Genomic DNA, 16,921 nt, shown 5'->3' with positions numbered 1-16,921 from the left:
TCAGCCCAGCGTCGGCATGGAGAACGCAGCGCTTGTCTCCTGCTGCATTTCCGGCCAGCGCGCGGTGATGGTTTTCATTCGGGTGTAGAAGCGCACGCCGTCGCTGCCGTGGACGTTGAGCGCGCCAAAAATCGAGCGCTTCCAGCCGCCGAAGCTGTGGAACGCCATCGGCACCGGGATCGGCACGTTGACTCCCACCATGCCCGCCTGCACCTCTTCGCAGAAGCGGCGAGCGCAGCCGCCGTCGCGGGTGAAAATCGCTGAGCCATTACCATATTCATGGCGGTTAATCAGATCCACCGCGCTGGCGTAATCTGCTACGCGCACCACAGAAAGTACCGGGCCGAAAATTTCTTCTTTATAGATGGTCATCTCCGGGGTGACGTTATCGAACAGCGTCGGCCCGACGAAGTAGCCCTGCTCGTGCCCCTTCACGCTGAAGCCGCGACCGTCCACGCGAAGTTTTGCCCCCTGCGACTCGCCGCTGTCGATGTAGCCCAGCACCTTGCTGCGGTGCGCGGAGGAGATAAGCGGCCCCATTTCGTTTTCCGGCGTCTGGTCCAGGCCCGGCCCGACGCGCAGCGCGGCAATCTGTTTTTCCAGCCGGGCGCAGAGGTCATCGGCGGTTTTATCCCCCACAACCAGTACCACCGAGAGCGCCATGCAGCGTTCCCCCGCCGCGCCGTAGGCCGCGCCCATAATGGCGTTGGCCGCCATCTCCATGTCGGCATCCGGCATGAGAATGCAGTGGTTTTTCGCGCCGCCCAGCGCCTGACAGCGCTTACCGTGGGCGGACGCGGTCTGGTAAATGTATTCCGCAATCGGCGTGGAGCCGACAAAGCTCACCGCCTGTACGCGCGGGTCGGTCAGGAGCACGTCAACGGATTCCTTATCTCCCTGCACCACGTTGAAGACGCCGTCCGGCAGGCCAGCCTCTTTCAGCAGCTGGGCCAGCGCGAGCGCAAGAGAGGGATCTTTTTCAGAGGGTTTCAGCACGAAGGTGTTGCCGGTCGCCAGCGCAATCGGGAACATCCACATCGGCACCATCGCCGGGAAGTTAAACGGCGTGATCCCGGCGCAGACGCCGAGCGGCTGCATCAGCGAGTGGCTGTCGACGCCGGTACCGACATTCGCCGAGTGTTCACCCTTTTGCAGATGCGGGATACCGCAGGCAAATTCCACCACTTCCAGACCGCGGGTCAGTTCACCCACCGCGTCGGAGAAGACCTTGCCGTGCTCTTCGCTGATGATGCGGGCCAGGCGCTCCATGTTCTCCTCCAGCAGCGCCTTGAAGCGGAACATCACGCGCGCGCGCTTAAGCGGAGCCTGGCGCGCCCACGCAGGAAACGCCTGCTGCGCGGCGGCAATCGCCTGTTCGGTTTCCCGCGCCGTACTCATCACCACCTGGCGGATTTGCTCGCCGGTGGCCGGGTTGAAGATCGCCTGAACGCGCTGGCCTGAACCGGTGACACATTCGCCGTGAATAAAATTCGCTACCGTCTCCATCCTTAACCTCTCGCTGTTGATACGTGACTGTTACCTGAACGCTGTGTACTGAACACTATATATGAAACAAATATTCCATTTTAAGTTGAAATAAAATAAATAATGATTAATGTGATCAAGGATGGATTTTTATGTTAACAGCCAGCAACACTGACGCCGCGTGCGCTATTAAGGGATTTCGGGCGAGGAAATGACTGAAGCTTCTGTTTCATTTTTGCTGCCAGATGGATGGCCGACATTTAAAAGACGCGGTTTTGCGTTTAGAATCATAAGACTGTATTTGGGGGATAACATGACGACAGCAACCAGCCTGAACGAACTGCAGCAGCAAATCCGCGATCGCTACGATAGCCTGAGCAAGAGGCTGCAGCAGGTGTCCCGCTACGTGCTGGATAATACCAACAGCGTGGCCTTTGATACGGTTGCCGTCATTGCCGAGCGCGCCGACGTGCCGCCGTCGACGCTGATCCGCTTTGCCAACGCCTTTGACTTCACCGGCTTCAACGAAATGAAACAGCTGTTTCGTATGAACCTGGTTGAGGAGACCGCCAGCTACAGCGACCGCGCCCGGCTGTTCCGCGAAATGGAGAGCGAGGCCGTGCCGGAAACGCCGCTCGATATCCTGCAGGAGTTCGCCCGCTCGAACGCGCAGGCGCTACAGCAGTTAGCCGCCCGCGCCGAGCCGGAGATGCTGGAGCGCGCGGTACAGCTGCTGGCAGATGCTGACACCATCTACATCGCCGGACTGCGCCGCTCCTTTAGCGTTGCCGCGTATCTGACCTACGCCCTGAGCCACCTCGAGTGTCGCCCTATCCTGCTCGACGGCATGGGCGGGATGCTGCGCGAGCAGATCAGCCGCATTAAGGCGCGGGACATTGTGGTGTCGATCAGCTTCTCGCCGTACGCGGAAGAGACGGTGATGGTCAGCGAAACCGCCGCCAGCGTCGGCGCACGGCAGATTGTGATTACGGACAGCCAGATAAGCCCCCTGGCGACGTTCAGCGATCTCTGCTTTGTGGTGAAAGAGGCGCAGGTGGATGCGTTCCGGTCACAGTCGGCAACGCTGTGCCTGGTACAGTCGCTGGTGGTGGCGCTGGCGTACCGGTTGGGTGGTGGGGATAAATAGCCCACGGTACCGCTCAACAGGCCGGGTAACATAAACCCGCTACCCGGCATAATCGCCGTTTCCGGTGAACATCCGCCCGATCTTAGCGGTTTTCGATCTCAGGACACTCAGGATAGCTGACCGAAGCGAGGGCATTTAGACGCTGCCCCGTAATCTGTAACACGCGCAGCAAAAGCATGATGCCGCGGCGGGTATCAGGGTCGTTGAGCATAGTAAACACCTGACGAAGCGAAATATCCCCTTCCCGGTTAACCTGCTCCCCCCACGCCATGCGTAGCGCGGTTCCCCCTTCCCAGCCGACGGTCACGACATCGTCAAAAACGCCAGCCAGTTTTTCGACCATCGCGTTATCGGCCATTTCCAGCAGGTCTGCGACGACGGCAAGCAGATCAACCAGATTATTCAGGCGATTGCCCGCCATAAGTGGGGCAAGGCTTTTTAGTAACTGTACCTGGTCACTCATCAGAACATCCCCCTCACGACGCCCCAATAGAGACCACGGTTAAAACCGTTTCGCAGCATGCCGCCGAGTTTTGTCGCCGGCATGGGGGTCACGTCATTGCGATAGTCATATACCAACGGCATGCCGGCCCAGAGCCCCATCTGCGCGACGGCCTGAACCCGTCCATCATAATGGTTACCGCTTCCGGGCGGTCTGCCGTAGAGCTCCGCCACAATGTTGTCAGCAATGACGGGCGCCTGGTTGTGGCACGACCCTCCCGCTTTACTGATCGGCAGATCGACGGTATCGCCGATCACATATACGCCTTCTAAACCGTAGACGCCCAGCGTCTGGTGATCCGTCGGCAGCCAGCCTTCACCGTTCTGAACCTCACTGAGTCCCGTATTACGCACCGCGTCGACCGCCCTGATGGGAGGCGTTGCCATCAGGATGTCGAAGTTCTGCGAGTCGCCCTCGGCGGAATAGGCAATTTTGCTGTCAGGATCGACATGGCTTAACGTAAAACCGCGCTGGTGCTGTATTCCTTTGGCAGCAAAAATATCGCCCAGCTCCTCCCCAACCGGACGCTGCAGGAACAGGCAGTTTCGCAGCAGCTGCGCGACGGTCGGATAGGTATAAACAATCTCAACCTGATTACGTACACCGCGCTGGCGAAGATAGTCGTCAACCATAAGCGTGGTTTCAATAGGGGCGATGCCGCACTGATGGGGAACATTCGGCGTTTCCGGGAAAGAGACGGTAATAAATATTCGCCCCTTTTTAATGGTGGAGAGCTTATGCGCTAATTGTCTTGCCGCCGCGTATTGATAAAAATGGTCGCCCGCTTCGGCAAGGCCAGGGATTTTTTGCGGGAAAGGCGAGCAGCCGGTTGCGATAACCAGCAGATCCCAGTCGTAATATTGCTTACTGGCACCGTACAGTCGACGCTGTTTAAAATCGAAGGATTCAATCTTATCGGTAATAAATCGAATTTCCGGACTCAGTAACTGCCGTTCAGGCCGGGCCAGCTCATGATGATGGAAGAGATTAAACGCGACATACATAAACGCGGGTTTGTAGTAATGCACCGGTGATTCGGAAATCAGTACCAGCTCTACCTGACCGGCAGCAATTTCACGTCGTAATTTTCTGGCCAGCAGGTTGGCAACAATGGTTCCTCCCGTGCCGCCGCCGACAATCATTATGCGGTTTTTCATTCCTTTATTCGCTCATGGTAGTGAATGGGAATTCACGTAACCAGACCGCTTCACTGTTACGCTCAGCTAAAGGGTAGTAACAGAGTAATATTCCTCAATGCAACCTTTAATGAGAAATTTAATTTTGATAACCACATCATTATTAATAATATATACTGCAAAATATAATTTATATCTTTATAACGTAGTCTCTTGCTGTGGCCTCTTTTCATCACCATTATTCGCCAAAGAGCAGCTTTGTGTACTTTTTAGATACGGCCCCGGAGCGCTGTCCGTTCGCGCCATAATAGCGATTTTCACGGCACAGTCGTTCCTTCACATCGCAGAAAATACCGTTGGCAAAGGTGAATTCAGTCAGATTGACATTGCTCGACGTGAACACCTCGTTTGCAGCAGCCTTCTTACCGAGATGCGTCTCTGTCAACTCGCGGGATAATCCCTTGTCATTGGCGCATACATATCGGTCGCAGAGCACGCCCGATGCTGGCGACTTGAGCCTGGCGGGGGTCCTGGCCTGGGCGGACATGGCGGACACGGCCAGCAGCGCGGCCACAGAGCATGCGAGTATTGACTTGTTCAAGATGATAATCTCCGTTGGTTAATGAGTGTCGGCTTTGCACCCGGCGCGGTGGAACCATTCATAAGGGGTGTAATATCCTGGGTGGTACTGAGTTTCAGCAGGAAACGCCCTGTATGGCTTTTCGTCGACTGAAACGTCGTCGAAAGTTCAGTTCGGAGGCAATTGTAAGGGCCCTATCCCGGTGAATCATGCAATTTTAGAGCCCTGAGCCACTATGCTCTAAAAGAAGTGGGCTTGTGGGACGGGTCCGCTCTGAGCGAGTAACTGACTTCGATTTAAATGAATTATAAGGCTTCAAATGTTACTGGCACAAATTTCTAAGATGCATATAGTCATACTAAGTGTTTAAACAAGGTTCTGGACTATGGCTAACCCATCAGTTAAGTTTGTTTCCGATCCGTCGCTTCCCCTATCAGGTGCCACTTTTTTTCCGTATTATGTTTTAAGGATAATTCATGAGTAATGGAGCACAATCACTTCTTAGTCAATTACTAATTGCCATAATCTCTATATCTTTAGGGTCATTTCTTTTTGCTGGAATTCTAGAGAGTTACAAAAAAGACCAAGGTCTTCAGGAAGAACTTATAAAGGATTACTTCAGGCCAATGATGGAATTACAAAGTTCTTGTTCATCTTCACATAATGAACTATTCCTAAAGTATGGAGAGTTATCTGGTTCTTATCAGCTCATGTCTAACGAAATAGTACATATGACAATGACACCTGATTCAAAATTAGGCCAGCATTATGAAGCTCTCCCAATATCTATTATTAAAGCAAATGCAGAGTTAAAAAAAGGAGTTGAAGAGCTTGAAATGACGGTAAAAAAATGCAAGGCCGATTTATTCCTCAAGTACGAAGAGCTTGCATTAGTTACTGGTTCATATCCAGAGTTTAGGGGTTTGGCGAAAAATTATACAAATACGATTAACACCATCTATTCAGAAAGACAAAGAAAAGCCAAGGAAAATACAAAAAATATAGACCCTAATCAACTAATACCATTGATGCGGAAATTTATTGCTATGGATCTATCCACCAATGCAAACAAATCCATGCTTGCCAGTGAAATGGATAACATATCTAAACTAACAACGCAGCATAGTTTGATAATGGCAGAGTATGAGGAGTTAATTTTTAAAGAAGATAATGATTTATTTCTAAGTCTTCATGACCTTTTTGCAATCCAAATTAGTGAAAAGTATTCGGGTGGATTTATCAGTTGGATATTTTAAAACATTATAACTCATCAGATGCGACGCTTACTATGCAGAACGCGTAAATCTGATAAGGTTACTAATGTGTTAGGTAATGTCCGCTTCTGGCACTAAGCTGACAAACTGACTGAGCTGAAGGTCCGCTATGAGCGAAGAGCGGACATTATGACCTTATCACTCTCTGCAAAAGTTGAACTTAACATTCATGACATAAGTCTCTTCAGCGAAGACTTTAAAGCATCTAGAAAGACAGTAACGCGGCATGGCAGGTAGCGCTTTGTCGGAAACAGCGCCCATATTGCCAGCATGTGGCATTCCGCATCACTAAGTGTTATTTCGACGAGTTCTCCGGTTGCCAGTTCAGAGTGAATATCTGCTTTTGTTAGTTGTGCCAGGCCCGCTCCGGCCTTACACATACTTCGGACACCTTCTACATTGTTACAAATGAACCGTGGCTCAAATAAATGACTGAGTAGGTGCCCATCTTTTACAAATGTCCACTGAGACACCATTGCCGTTCTCAAACACTGATGATTGGTCAGTTCTGCCAGAGTGGTGGGAATCCCGTGCTGGGACAGATAAGCAGGTGAGGCACAGAGGACCCGGGGGTTGCTGCTGAGTCTGTGGGCAATCAGGTTCGAATCCCTGAGCGGGGCAACCCTGATGGCCACATCGTATCCCTGACCCACGATATCCACCACGTCATCGCTGAGGTTGAGGTCGATTTTCATCTTCGGATTCCGTTCCATGAGTTCAGGCAGCAGGGGAAGTATGTAACGGCGACCGATGCCGGAGGGTGCCGTGATCCTCAAGAGACCTGTTGCCCCGCCAGCGTCCTCGCTGAACATAATCCGCGCGCCCTGCTCTGCTTCCATCATGGTTCTGGCATAGGGAAGAAACTCTTCGCCCTCACTTGTCAGCGACACCGCGCGTGTCGTGCGTTGAAACAGACGCGCACCTAAATCCTTTTCCAGCTGGGCGAGATGTCGCGACACGCTCATCGCGCTCATGCCAAGTCTGCGTGCGGCCTGAGAAAGATTGCAGGTTTCCGCAAGAACGGTGAACAGTTCGACGTCCCGGAGATTCATTATATCCATTTCCGTTATACAGCGATGCATTTCTTACCAGTATAACGTTCCTGACAACGGCATTATAATTATTTTTATTATAATTGTTACCGAGGAGTCACCATGCGCCACGCATCATTATTCGAAGCCACATTTATTAACCGCACTCTGTACCGCAATCGCATCATGGTTGCCCCTATGACGCGTATCTCCGCGTCTGAAACCGGCGTACCGGGGGAAAAGATGCAGGATTATTACTCCCGCTTTGCCCGGGGAGGTTTCGGCGCCATCATCACCGAGGGGATCTACATTGATCAGGCGTGGTCACAGACCTATGCGTTTCAGCCAGGCATCGTGAATGAAGAACAGATCTGCGGCTGGAAAAATATTGTCGAAAAAGCGCATCAGCGCGGTGCACGGGTCATAGCCCAGCTCATTCATGCCGGCGCATTGTCTCAGAAAAATATTTACCGTCCGGACTCTGCCGGTCCTTCCCCCGTAAAACCTAAAGGGCAGCAGCTTGAGTTCTACTATGGTTCCGGAGAATACAGCACTCCCCGGGCACTCAATGAAGAGCAGATCCGCGATATCATCTCCAGTTTTGCCGACAGCGCGGAGCGCGCCGTCAGTGATGCAAAATTTGACGGGGTTGAGATCCATGCGGCGAACGGGTACCTGCTTGACCAGTTCCTGACAGATTATACCAACCAGCGTACCGATGGATGGGGTGGTTCCCTAGAAAACCGGCTGGCCATTACGCTGGAAGTTATCCGTGCCGTACGCGGCAAAATTGGCGCAGAAAAGACGCTGGGCGTAAGGATTTCGCAGGGAAAAGTAAACGATTTTCATCATAAATGGAAAGAAGGTGAGGCCGGTGCCAGGAAAATCTTCGGTCTGCTCGCCGATGCTGGCGTGGACTATATCCATGTGACCGAATACAAATCCTGGCTACCTGCATTCGAAAACAGCGACAAGAGCCTTGTTGAGCTTGCCCGTGAAGCCGCTCCGGAGACCATCATAATTGCTAACGGTGGGCTGGATGACGGTGAAACGGCAGAAAAGCTTCTGGGTATGGGGGCAGACTTTGTTTCCATTGGCAAGGCTGCGCTTGCCAATCCTGACTGGCCACGAAAAGTCGGCAGCGGCCTGCCACTCCACGAACTTCCTGGCGATATTCTTTCGCCGGTTGCGGACATTAAGGAAAAAGAGCGTTTTTAATTGTTATCACCAGCTGTGCTGAAACTAGGGAGTTAACATGACTGACAAGTCGAAAAAAACCATCAGGATCTTATTTCCACAGTGGCAGGGTGGCAACCAGGAGCTCTACGGGTTTGGTGCCCGGTTGCTGCACTGGCTCTCTCCGGAGTCACGCTCCCCTCTGCATACTATCAGCGTGCCGGAATTTAACCCGGACACGCCTGAGCCTGAAGAGGGTCTGCTTTATCGCCGGCAGTTATTCAGCCAGCATGATGAAGCCTGGGCAGTGCTGGAAAAAGAAGAACCGGATCATATCGTGGTGTTCGGCGGTGACTGCCTTGTAGACCAGGCTCCGTTTGCCTGGATGAACGCCAGGCACAATGGTGAAATGGGCGTACTGTGGATCGATTCACACCCCGATGTGAAGACCCCGCGCGATTTTACCAATGGTCATACCATGGTACTGGGCAATCTTTTAGGCGGCGGCGATACGGAGTTTGCTTCAAAAGTGAAAACTCCGGTAGCACCCTCGCGCGTCATGTATGCCGGTCTGATTGAAGAAGGGCTGACCGAGCAGGAATCGTCCGTTATCAGCGATCTTGGTCTGCAGATCGCCCGGCCTGAAGAACTTTATGAGAACAGTGACAGGATCACTCTCTGGATAAAAGAACAGAACATCCGCAAACTGGCAGTGCATCTGGACCTGGACGTCCTTAACCCGGAGGTTTTTCGTTCACTGCTGTTCGCAGAGCCTGAACCTGAGTTTGACTGGCAGGCAGTGTATCCGGTAGGAAAACTGAATCTTGCACAGATGCTCAGAATCATCCGTGATGTCTCTGCTGAAACAGAAATTGTGATTATAGGTATTACCGAACATCTGCCATGGGATGCCTGGAATCTTAAAGAGTTTCTTAAAAAGCTTCCTATAATGAACGAGTAAGAGCCCAGATCTAATTTTGTCAGCACGTCATCTTGAGGATATACGGACTTCTAACATAACCTATTGGCAGTACTGATACTTTTCCTGTCACATCGTCCGCTTCTGGCACTAACCTGACATGGTGTTGCCAGCCATGGCCAAAAAAAAGCCCGCAATCCGCGGGCTTAGAGATAATTTAGAACCTGTTAGTACCAGACATTTCCTGTTAGGAAATCATTCCCATTCAATCGTAGCCGGTGGCTTACCGCTGATGTCATATACGACCCGCGATATGCCATTGACTTCATTAATTATTCTGTTAGACACGCGGCCTAAGAAGTCATACGGCAAGTGCGCCCAGTGCGCGGTCATGAAGTCAATGGTTTCCACCGCACGCAGGGAAACAACCCAGTCGTACTTACGGCCATCGCCCATTACGCCGACGGAGCGAACCGGCAGGAACACGGTGAACGCCTGGCTCACTTTGTTGTACAGGTCAGCTTTGTGCAGCTCTTCGATGAAGATCGCGTCCGCGCGACGCAGCAGGTCGCAGTACTCTTTCTTCACTTCACCCAGCACGCGCACGCCAAGACCCGGGCCCGGGAACGGGTGACGGTAGAGCATGTCATACGGCAGACCCAGTTCCAGACCGATCTTGCGCACTTCGTCTTTGAACAGCTCGCGCAGCGGCTCAACCAGACCCATCTTCATCTCTTTCGGCAGGCCGCCCACGTTGTGGTGAGATTTGATGACGTGCGCTTTACCGGTGGCGGAAGCCGCAGATTCGATCACGTCAGGGTAGATGGTGCCCTGCGCCAGCCACTTCACGTCTTCCAGCTTCAGCGCTTCTTCGTCGAACACTTCCACGAAGACGCGGCCGATGATCTTACGCTTGGCTTCCGGATCGTTCTCGCCTTTCAGCGCGTCCAGGAAGCGCTGCTCACCTTCCACGTGAACGATGTTCAGACCGAAGTGGTCGCCGAACATGTCCATAACCTGCTTAGCTTCGTTCAGACGCAGCAGGCCGTTATCCACGAACACGCAGGTCAGGTTTTTGCCGATAGCGCGGTGCAGCAGCATCGCGGTCACGGAGGAGTCCACGCCGCCGGAGAGGCCGAGGATCACTTTGTCATCGCCAACCTGCTGGCGGATACGCTCAACGGCGTCGTCGATGATTTTTGCCGGGGTCCACAGGGCTTCACACTGGCAGATGTCACGTACGAAGCGCTCCAGCATGCGCATACCCTGACGGGTGTGAGTCACTTCCGGGTGGAACTGTACGCCGTAGAAGCGTTTTTCTTCGTTCGCCATGATGGCGAACGGGCAGCTTTCGGTGCTGGCAACGGTCACGAAGTCAGACGGGATGGCGGTAACTTTGTCGCCGTGGCTCATCCACACGTCCAGCAGCGGTTTGCCGTCTGCGGTCAGGGAGTCTTCGATACCGCGCACCAGCGCGCTGTCGGTGACGACTTCTACCTGTGCATAGCCGAACTCACGCTCGTTAGAACCTTCAACGTGGCCACCCAGCTGCATTGCCATGGTCTGCATACCGTAGCAGACGCCGAATACCGGCACGCCAGCTTCGAACACATACTGCGGCGCGCGCGGGCTGTTCTCTTCGGTGGTGCTTTCCGGGCCGCCGGACAGGATGATGCCGCTTGGATTGAATTCGCGAATCTGTGCTTCCGTGACATCCCACGCCCACAGCTCACAGTAAACGCCCAGTTCACGCACGCGACGCGCCACCAGCTGAGTGTACTGAGAACCAAAGTCCAGGATGAGAATGCGATGTTTATGAATGTTTTCCGTCATTGACGCTAATTCCGAGGCAAGTGAAACAAAAACAGAGCGCCCGGCAGAAGCCGGGCGCGGAAACTTATCAGGAGCCCAGACGGTAGTTCGGGGACTCTTTGGTGATCGTCACGTCGTGAACGTGGCTCTCCTGGATACCCGCACCGCTGATGCGTACGAATTCCGCTTTAGTACGCAGCAGGTCAATGGTACCACAGCCGGTCAGACCCATACAGGAGCGCAGGCCGCCCATCTGCTGGTGAATGATCTCTTTCAGACGGCCTTTATAGGCAACGCGACCTTCGATACCTTCCGGTACCAGTTTGTCAGCGGCGTTATCGGTCTGGAAGTAACGGTCGGAGGAACCTTTGGACATCGCGCCCAGGGAGCCCATGCCGCGGTAGGATTTGTAAGAACGGCCCTGGTAGAGTTCGATTTCACCCGGGGATTCTTCGGTACCGGCCAGCATGGAGCCTACCATCACGGCAGCTGCGCCAGCGGCGATGGCTTTAGCGATGTCGCCAGAGAAGCGGATACCGCCGTCAGCGATAACCGGAATACCGGTGCCTTCCAGCGCTTCAACCGCGTCAGACACGGCGGTGATCTGTGGAACGCCCACGCCGGTCACGATACGCGTGGTACAGATAGAGCCTGGGCCGATACCCACTTTCACCGCGCTGCAGCCAGCGTCAGCCAGCGCGCGAGCGCCTGCGCCAGTGGCCACGTTACCGCCGATGATCTGCAGGTCAGGGTATTTGGCACGGGTATCACGAATACGTTGCAGAACGCCTTCGGAGTGGCCGTGAGAGGAGTCAATCAGCAGGACGTCAACGCCCGCAGCAACCAGCGCGTCAACGCGCTCTTCGTTACCGGCACCCGCGCCAACCGCAGCGCCAACGCGCAGACGGCCATGCTCGTCTTTACAGGCGTTCGGTTTACGTTCAGCTTTCTGGAAATCTTTAACGGTGATCATGCCGCGCAGGTGGAAGTTCGCATCCACCACCAGCGCTTTCTCAACGCGTTTTTCGTGCATTTTTGCCAGCACCACGTCGCGGGTTTCACCTTCGCGTACGGTCACCAGACGCTCTTTTGGCGTCATGTACACGCTGACAGGCTGGTTCAGGTCAGTCACGAAACGTACGTCACGACCGGTGATGATACCGACCAGTTCGTTGTCTTCGGTCACAACCGGGTAACCGGCGAAGCCGTTACGTTCGGTCAGGGCTTTCACTTCGTGCAGGGTGGTGGTTGGCAGAACGGTCTGAGGATCGGACACGATGCCGGATTCATGCTTCTTCACGCGGCGAACTTCTTCCGCCTGACGCTCGATAGACATGTTTTTATGGATAAAGCCAATGCCGCCTTCCTGTGCCAGGGCGATTGCCAGGCGCGCTTCCGTCACGGTGTCCATTGCCGCGGAGAGCATAGGAATGTTCAGACGAATGGTTTTCGTCAACTGCGTGCTGAGGTCGGCAGTATTCGGCAGAACGGTGGAATGAGCGGGAACGAGGAGGACGTCGTCAAACGTCAGTGCTTCTTTAGCGATACGTAGCATGGGCAATATCTCTGACCTGGGTGGTTAAATATTGCCGTGGCATTATACAGAGCGTAACCGATTGCATCTACACTTTTTTATAAAAAAGCTTGCGATTGCCTCTCAGCAGGTTACTATCGACTGAATAACTTGCTGATTTAGAATTTGATCCCGCTCACATGTTATCCTCTCAATCCCCCTCAATTTATACCGTTAGCCGCCTTAATCAGACGGTGCGTTTGCTGCTTGAGCAGGAAATGGGGCAGGTCTGGATCAGCGGTGAGATCTCTAACTTCACGCAGCCGTCCTCCGGCCACTGGTACTTTACGCTAAAAGACGATACCGCCCAGGTGCGCTGCGCGATGTTCCGCAACAGCAACCGCCGCGTCACGTTCCGCCCTCAGCACGGCCAGCAGGTTCTGGTGCGCGCCAATATCACCCTGTATGAACCGCGCGGTGATTATCAAATTATCGTCGAGAGCATGCAGCCTGCGGGCGAAGGCCTTCTGCAGCAGAAGTATGAACAGTTAAAAGCCAGGCTCTCTGCCGAAGGATTGTTCGACCAGCAGTTCAAAAAGCCGCTGCCATCGCCTGCCCACTGCGTGGGGGTGATTACCTCGAAAACCGGTGCCGCTCTGCACGATATTTTGCACGTGCTGAAGCGTCGCGACCCTTCCCTGCCCGTCATCATCTACCCCACCGCCGTGCAGGGTGACGATGCGCCAGGACAGATAGTTCGCGCCATTGAGCTGGCGAACGCCCGTCAGGAGTGCGACGTCTTAATCGTCGGGCGCGGCGGCGGCTCGCTGGAGGATTTGTGGAGCTTTAACGACGAGCGCGTGGCGCGGGCAATCTTTGCAAGCGTTATCCCCGTGGTGAGCGCCGTCGGGCACGAAACGGACGTGACGATTGCCGATTTTGTCGCGGATCTGCGCGCGCCTACGCCGTCCGCGGCGGCGGAAGTGGTGAGCCGTAACCAGCTGGAGTTGCTGCGCCAGATTCAGAACGGCCAGCAGCGTCTTGAGATGGCAATGGACTACTTCCTTGCCAACCGTACCCGCCGCTTTACTCAGCTTCATCATCGTCTTCAGCAGCAGCACCCGCAGCTGCGTCTGGCGCGTCAGCAGACCGTGCTGGAACGCCTGCGTCAGCGCATGAACGTTGCGGTGGACGCGCAGCTTAAGCGCGCGGTAGCGCGCCAGCAGCGTGTTACGCAGCGCCTGAACCAGCAGAACCCGCAGCCGAAAATTTATCGCGCGCAAACGCGCATTCAGCAGCTGGAGTATCGTCTGGCGGAGACTCTCCGGGCGCGTCTGAGCACCACCCGCGAACGTTTTGGCAATGCGGTGACCCATCTGGAAGCCGTGAGCCCCCTCTCCACGCTGGCGCGCGGCTATAGCGTGACGACGGCAGCGGACGGCAAAGTGCTGAAGCAAGCAAAACAGGTGAATACCGGTGATGTTCTTACCACCCGGCTGTCTGACGGCTGGGTAGAAAGCGAAGTGAAATCAATTAAACCGGTGAAAAAGACGCGTCAGCGCAAAACCGGATAATTCTTCGCCGGTTACTTACTATACTGCTGCTATTCCCTTTTTTAATAAGGAGAGCAGCATGTCCCATCTTCGTAGCGTTATTCCCCCTTATATTCTTCGTCGTATTATCGAAAGCGGTTCCGAGCCGCAGCAGCGCTGTGCCCGCCAGACCTTAACCCACGTCCAGACCCTGATGGCGCATATGCCGGGCAAACCCGCCGCGCCGCACGTGAATAAAGTCGGCCAGCTGGAGCGCGATATCTACGATGCGAAACAGACCCAGGAGCTGCCGGGTAGGCAGGTGCGTTATGAGGGACAACCCTCCAACGGCGATGTGGCGGTGGATGAAGCCTATAACTATTTAGGTATCACCCATGATTTCTTCTGGAAAGAATATCAGCGTGATTCGCTCGATAATAAGGGGCTTATTTTGACCGGCACCGTGCATTACGGTCGGGAATATCAGAACGCCTTCTGGAATGGGCAGCAGATGGTATTCGGTGACGGCGACGGGGAAATCTTTAACCGCTTTACGATTGCCATCGACGTGGTGGCGCACGAGCTGAGCCACGGCGTAACCGAGACCGAAGCCGGGCTCATCTATTTTGAGCAATCGGGCGCGCTGAACGAGTCCCTGTCAGACGTGTTTGGCTCGCTGGTGAAACAGTATCATCTGAAGCAAACCGCCGATAAAGCAGACTGGCTGATTGGTGAAGGGCTGCTGGCCGCGGGCATTAACGGCAAAGGGCTGCGCTCCATGTCTGACCCCGGCACCGCCTACGACGATCCTCTGCTAGGCAAAGACCCCCAGCCCGCGCATATGAAAGATTTCATCAAAACGCGCGAGGATAACGGCGGCGTACATCTTAACTCCGGCATCCCTAACCGGGCGTTTTATCTGGCCGCGACCGCAATCGGCGGCTATGCGTGGGAAAAAGCGGGTTATGCCTGGTACGACACGGTTTGCGATCGCAATCTGGCGCAGGATGCAGATTTTGATGCCTTTGCAAAACTGACGATAGCGCACGGAGAGAAACGCTCCGGTAGCGACGTTGGGGCGGCAATAAAACAAGCCTGGGAACAGGTGGGAGTGCTGTAAATGCAGGTTCCGGAACTGACGGATGACGCCGTGGTTGAGCTGGCCCGGGAAGGCGGCGTCGCTTTTATTCCTAAGCTGAGCGGCCAGCGCACCATCGCGCTCTCCTCGCTCAATGAGGCCCAGCGCCAGCGTCTGGTGAGCATACTCGAGCAGGCCTTCCCGCGCGGCCAGCCGCCCGGACAAGTCTCTTCCCCCGGCAGCGGGGATCAGCGCTATTTCCGCATCCAGATTATCTGGACCGGACAAAATCAGGCGCACTACGCCGATATCATCGTGCTGGTGCCGGAGCAGGAAGCGCCCGAGTCGCTGATCGAGCTGTGGAAGAAAGGCGAAGGCTGCGTGTGCGATTAACTTTCGTCCCGAACAAACTCCACGCGTTTTTTAGAGATAAGACCGTGGCCGTTCTGGCAGAAATAATCCACCGCCCCGCAGGCTTTTAAGACCTGGAGTGGCTGATGACACTCCGGGCAGCGGGCTTCGAGCGCAATATCTTTATTACAGCTGTCGCAGTGCGCCACCCCGTTCAGGGGTTCAAGCGGTGCCTGGCAATCCGGGCAGGTAATGGTCATGATGTCTCCTTCAGGGCGTTCTGGTCTGCGATAATTTTACCACGTCTTCAGTGCGGGCCACGCAACTGTTGCTGCAAGGTCAGCAGCAGCGCCACCTCCTCGATTCTGCGGCGCGTCGTGCGGCTCACCTCCTGCGGATCGCGTTCAAACAGGCTCTTTGCGCCAATAATGTGTTCGGCAAGACAGCGTTCATAGATCGTACCGGGGATATGCCAGCGCTGAATATCCTTACCCTCAATCAGCTCCAGCACATCTTCAGCGCCGCGTCGGTCGTGGTTGATGATGCGCCCGTCGCGTAAATACACTCGTAAGCCCTTTTGTCCACCTGCAGGCCCCGCGTATTTGTTAAGCCAGATCTCCACTGGCACACCGCTGATGCTTCCCTGCAAGTGCGCCTCACCTTCCGCCGTGGTCAGGTCGCCTTTTGCAATATTGCGGCCCAGGCGATCTTTGGCCGTGACGACCTGCAGCGTCATATCCTCATGGCCGCCAAGATAGCGCACCGTTTCACGCAGCATCGCCAGCACGTGCGTACCGATATCCAGAATCACGCCGTCCGGGTGGCGAAGCGTTCTCGTATCCGGTTCACCGGTCGCGAAATTGAGCGCGACAGGTTCCCCGGCGGCGTTATACCCACTCGGCTCCTGCAAAAAGCCTTCGATGCGAACGATGTCAGAAACATGGCCGACCAGTGAATGCTTCACCGTTTCGGTGCGCGCCATCCAGTGGTCGAGCGCCAGCACGCGGGATGCCACATCGGGCGTTGCCAGCAGCGCGTTGAGTTTTTTGATTTGAGAAAGCGTGGCGACAATCGGTTTTTCAATCACAATCCGCGGTACAGGCGAGGCAATCGCCTGCTCAAGCACTGCAAGATGGTGCAGCGATGCGGTGGTGATAAAAAGGGTATCCAGCGGGGTGGCTAAAAGCTCCGCAAGCGAGGCGCTGCGCGTAACGCCTTCGGGGTGCTTAGCGGGGAGAACATCGAAGCCGAAACAACGAACAGCGTCATCGAACAGGTTACGCAATGCGGGCAGATACGCTGTTTCCACTACCGCGCCAAGACCAACAAATCCTAACTGCATAGTTTCACCTCAGAAAATACCGTGCCGGGGCGTAACGCCTGCC

16 protein-coding genes are annotated in these 16,921 nt (G+C 54.6%); 7 read left to right on the top strand and 9 right to left on the bottom strand.

Annotated elements, in window-relative coordinates; all coding sequences use genetic code 11:
- A complete protein-coding gene (locus URZ40_RS05610; RefSeq protein ID WP_163330574.1) occupies window positions 1-1,506 on the bottom strand; it encodes a CoA-acylating methylmalonate-semialdehyde dehydrogenase in 1,506 nt (501 codons plus the stop codon).
- Between the two features lie 292 nt (window positions 1,507-1,798).
- Here URZ40_RS05610 and URZ40_RS05605 point away from each other — a divergent pair, with 292 nt between their 5' ends.
- On the top strand, window positions 1,799-2,632 hold the full coding sequence (locus URZ40_RS05605; protein WP_023344667.1) for a MurR/RpiR family transcriptional regulator: 834 nt from the start codon (window positions 1,799-1,801) through the stop codon (window positions 2,630-2,632).
- An 82-nt stretch (window positions 2,633-2,714) separates the two neighbouring features.
- On the opposite strand, the gene URZ40_RS05600 is transcribed toward URZ40_RS05605, so the two are convergent.
- From URZ40_RS05600 to URZ40_RS05590, 3 genes are all read right to left on the bottom strand, one after another.
- Complete coding sequence (locus tag URZ40_RS05600; RefSeq protein ID WP_320719990.1) at window positions 2,715-3,095, bottom strand: DUF1641 domain-containing protein; 381 nt, start codon at window positions 3,093-3,095, stop codon at window positions 2,715-2,717.
- Window positions 3,095-4,291 carry an FAD/NAD(P)-binding oxidoreductase gene (locus URZ40_RS05595; RefSeq protein WP_163330575.1) on the bottom strand — a complete coding sequence of 399 codons (1,197 nt, stop codon included), beginning with the start codon at window positions 4,289-4,291 and terminating at the stop codon, window positions 3,095-3,097. Before URZ40_RS05595 ends, URZ40_RS05600 begins: the two co-directional genes overlap by 1 nt.
- Window positions 4,292-4,508: 217 nt before the next feature.
- Window positions 4,509-4,844 (bottom strand): YcgJ family protein, encoded by a 336-nt coding sequence (locus URZ40_RS05590; RefSeq protein ID WP_239508653.1) that lies wholly within the window; start codon window positions 4,842-4,844, stop codon window positions 4,509-4,511.
- Window positions 4,845-5,326: 482 nt separating this feature from the next.
- Between URZ40_RS05590 and URZ40_RS05585 the strand changes: the two genes are divergently transcribed.
- Window positions 5,327-6,106 carry a hypothetical protein gene (locus URZ40_RS05585; protein WP_320719989.1) on the top strand — a complete coding sequence of 260 codons (780 nt, stop codon included), beginning with the start codon at window positions 5,327-5,329 and terminating at the stop codon, window positions 6,104-6,106.
- Between the two features lie 185 nt (window positions 6,107-6,291).
- Here the strand turns inward: URZ40_RS05585 and URZ40_RS05580 are convergent, their stop codons facing one another.
- The gene (locus URZ40_RS05580) at window positions 6,292-7,185 is read right to left on the bottom strand and encodes a LysR family transcriptional regulator (RefSeq protein ID WP_320719988.1); all 894 of its coding nucleotides are present in this window, start codon (window positions 7,183-7,185) and stop codon (window positions 6,292-6,294) included.
- Between the two features lie 93 nt (window positions 7,186-7,278).
- Here URZ40_RS05580 and URZ40_RS05575 point away from each other — a divergent pair, with 93 nt between their 5' ends.
- Window positions 7,279-8,373, top strand: coding sequence for an NADH:flavin oxidoreductase (locus URZ40_RS05575; RefSeq protein WP_320719986.1), 1,095 nt, complete (start codon window positions 7,279-7,281; stop codon window positions 8,371-8,373).
- A gap of 37 nt (window positions 8,374-8,410) precedes the next feature.
- A complete protein-coding gene (locus URZ40_RS05570) occupies window positions 8,411-9,292 on the top strand; it encodes an arginase family protein (RefSeq protein WP_320719985.1) in 882 nt (293 codons plus the stop codon).
- 213 nt (window positions 9,293-9,505) lie between these two features.
- Here URZ40_RS05570 and guaA read toward each other — a convergent pair whose 3' ends face one another.
- Window positions 9,506-11,083 (bottom strand): glutamine-hydrolyzing GMP synthase, encoded by a 1,578-nt coding sequence (guaA, locus tag URZ40_RS05565; protein WP_003860599.1) that lies wholly within the window; start codon window positions 11,081-11,083, stop codon window positions 9,506-9,508.
- Window positions 11,084-11,150: 67 nt separating this feature from the next.
- On the bottom strand, window positions 11,151-12,617 hold the full coding sequence (gene guaB, locus URZ40_RS05560; RefSeq protein WP_014884799.1) for an IMP dehydrogenase: 1,467 nt from the start codon (window positions 12,615-12,617) through the stop codon (window positions 11,151-11,153).
- A gap of 158 nt (window positions 12,618-12,775) precedes the next feature.
- Between guaB and xseA the strand changes: the two genes are divergently transcribed.
- Genes xseA through URZ40_RS05545 form a run of 3 tightly spaced genes read left to right on the top strand, consistent with a single transcriptional unit; the run spans window position 12,776 to window position 15,578 of the window.
- Window positions 12,776-14,149 (top strand): exodeoxyribonuclease VII large subunit, encoded by a 1,374-nt coding sequence (gene xseA, locus URZ40_RS05555; protein ID WP_192983569.1) that lies wholly within the window; start codon window positions 12,776-12,778, stop codon window positions 14,147-14,149.
- Window positions 14,150-14,207: 58 nt separating this feature from the next.
- Window positions 14,208-15,227, top strand: a complete 1,020-nt coding sequence (locus URZ40_RS05550; RefSeq protein ID WP_320719983.1) for a M4 family metallopeptidase — start codon at window positions 14,208-14,210, stop codon at window positions 15,225-15,227.
- Window positions 15,228-15,578: a protealysin inhibitor emfourin gene (locus URZ40_RS05545; RefSeq protein ID WP_320719982.1), complete on the top strand. Its 351-nt coding sequence runs from the start codon at window positions 15,228-15,230 to the stop codon at window positions 15,576-15,578.
- Here URZ40_RS05545 and URZ40_RS05540 read toward each other — a convergent pair.
- Together URZ40_RS05540 and URZ40_RS05535 are read right to left on the bottom strand one after the other, a co-directional pair.
- Window positions 15,575-15,796, bottom strand: coding sequence for a zinc ribbon domain-containing protein (locus URZ40_RS05540; protein ID WP_320719980.1), 222 nt, complete (start codon window positions 15,794-15,796; stop codon window positions 15,575-15,577). The genes URZ40_RS05545 and URZ40_RS05540 overlap by 4 nt on opposite strands.
- Window positions 15,797-15,843: 47 nt before the next feature.
- The gene (locus tag URZ40_RS05535) at window positions 15,844-16,878 is read right to left on the bottom strand and encodes a Gfo/Idh/MocA family oxidoreductase (protein WP_320719979.1); all 1,035 of its coding nucleotides are present in this window, start codon (window positions 16,876-16,878) and stop codon (window positions 15,844-15,846) included.
- Window positions 16,879-16,921: the final 43 nt, after the last annotated feature.

Origin of the sequence: Enterobacter sp. 296B2 (assembly GCF_034106185.1) — a bacterium.
GTDB lineage: Bacteria > Pseudomonadota > Gammaproteobacteria > Enterobacterales > Enterobacteriaceae > Enterobacter > Enterobacter cloacae_N.
This window is presented reverse-complemented; position numbering and strand designations above follow the sequence as displayed.

What these genes read in the sequence shown, in the direction of transcription:
- URZ40_RS05610 (WP_163330574.1), bottom strand. Translation starts at nt 1,506, where the DNA reads ATGGAGACGGTAGCGAATTTTATTCACGGCGAATGTGTCACCGGTTCA.
- URZ40_RS05605 (WP_023344667.1), top strand. Translation starts at nt 1,799, where the DNA reads ATGACGACAGCAACCAGCCTGAACGAACTGCAGCAGCAAATCCGCGAT.
- URZ40_RS05600 (WP_320719990.1), bottom strand. Translation starts at nt 3,095, where the DNA reads ATGAGTGACCAGGTACAGTTACTAAAAAGCCTTGCCCCACTTATGGCG.
- URZ40_RS05595 (WP_163330575.1), bottom strand. Translation starts at nt 4,291, where the DNA reads ATGAAAAACCGCATAATGATTGTCGGCGGCGGCACGGGAGGAACCATT.
- URZ40_RS05585 (WP_320719989.1), top strand. Translation starts at nt 5,327, where the DNA reads ATGAGTAATGGAGCACAATCACTTCTTAGTCAATTACTAATTGCCATA.
- URZ40_RS05580 (WP_320719988.1), bottom strand. Translation starts at nt 7,185, where the DNA reads ATGGATATAATGAATCTCCGGGACGTCGAACTGTTCACCGTTCTTGCG.
- URZ40_RS05575 (WP_320719986.1), top strand. Translation starts at nt 7,279, where the DNA reads ATGCGCCACGCATCATTATTCGAAGCCACATTTATTAACCGCACTCTG.
- URZ40_RS05570 (WP_320719985.1), top strand. Translation starts at nt 8,411, where the DNA reads ATGACTGACAAGTCGAAAAAAACCATCAGGATCTTATTTCCACAGTGG.
- guaA (WP_003860599.1), bottom strand. Translation starts at nt 11,083, where the DNA reads ATGACGGAAAACATTCATAAACATCGCATTCTCATCCTGGACTTTGGT.
- guaB (WP_014884799.1), bottom strand. Translation starts at nt 12,617, where the DNA reads ATGCTACGTATCGCTAAAGAAGCACTGACGTTTGACGACGTCCTCCTC.
- xseA (WP_192983569.1), top strand. Translation starts at nt 12,776, where the DNA reads ATGTTATCCTCTCAATCCCCCTCAATTTATACCGTTAGCCGCCTTAAT.
- URZ40_RS05550 (WP_320719983.1), top strand. Translation starts at nt 14,208, where the DNA reads ATGTCCCATCTTCGTAGCGTTATTCCCCCTTATATTCTTCGTCGTATT.
- URZ40_RS05545 (WP_320719982.1), top strand. Translation starts at nt 15,228, where the DNA reads ATGCAGGTTCCGGAACTGACGGATGACGCCGTGGTTGAGCTGGCCCGG.
- URZ40_RS05540 (WP_320719980.1), bottom strand. Translation starts at nt 15,796, where the DNA reads ATGACCATTACCTGCCCGGATTGCCAGGCACCGCTTGAACCCCTGAAC.
- URZ40_RS05535 (WP_320719979.1), bottom strand. Translation starts at nt 16,878, where the DNA reads ATGCAGTTAGGATTTGTTGGTCTTGGCGCGGTAGTGGAAACAGCGTAT.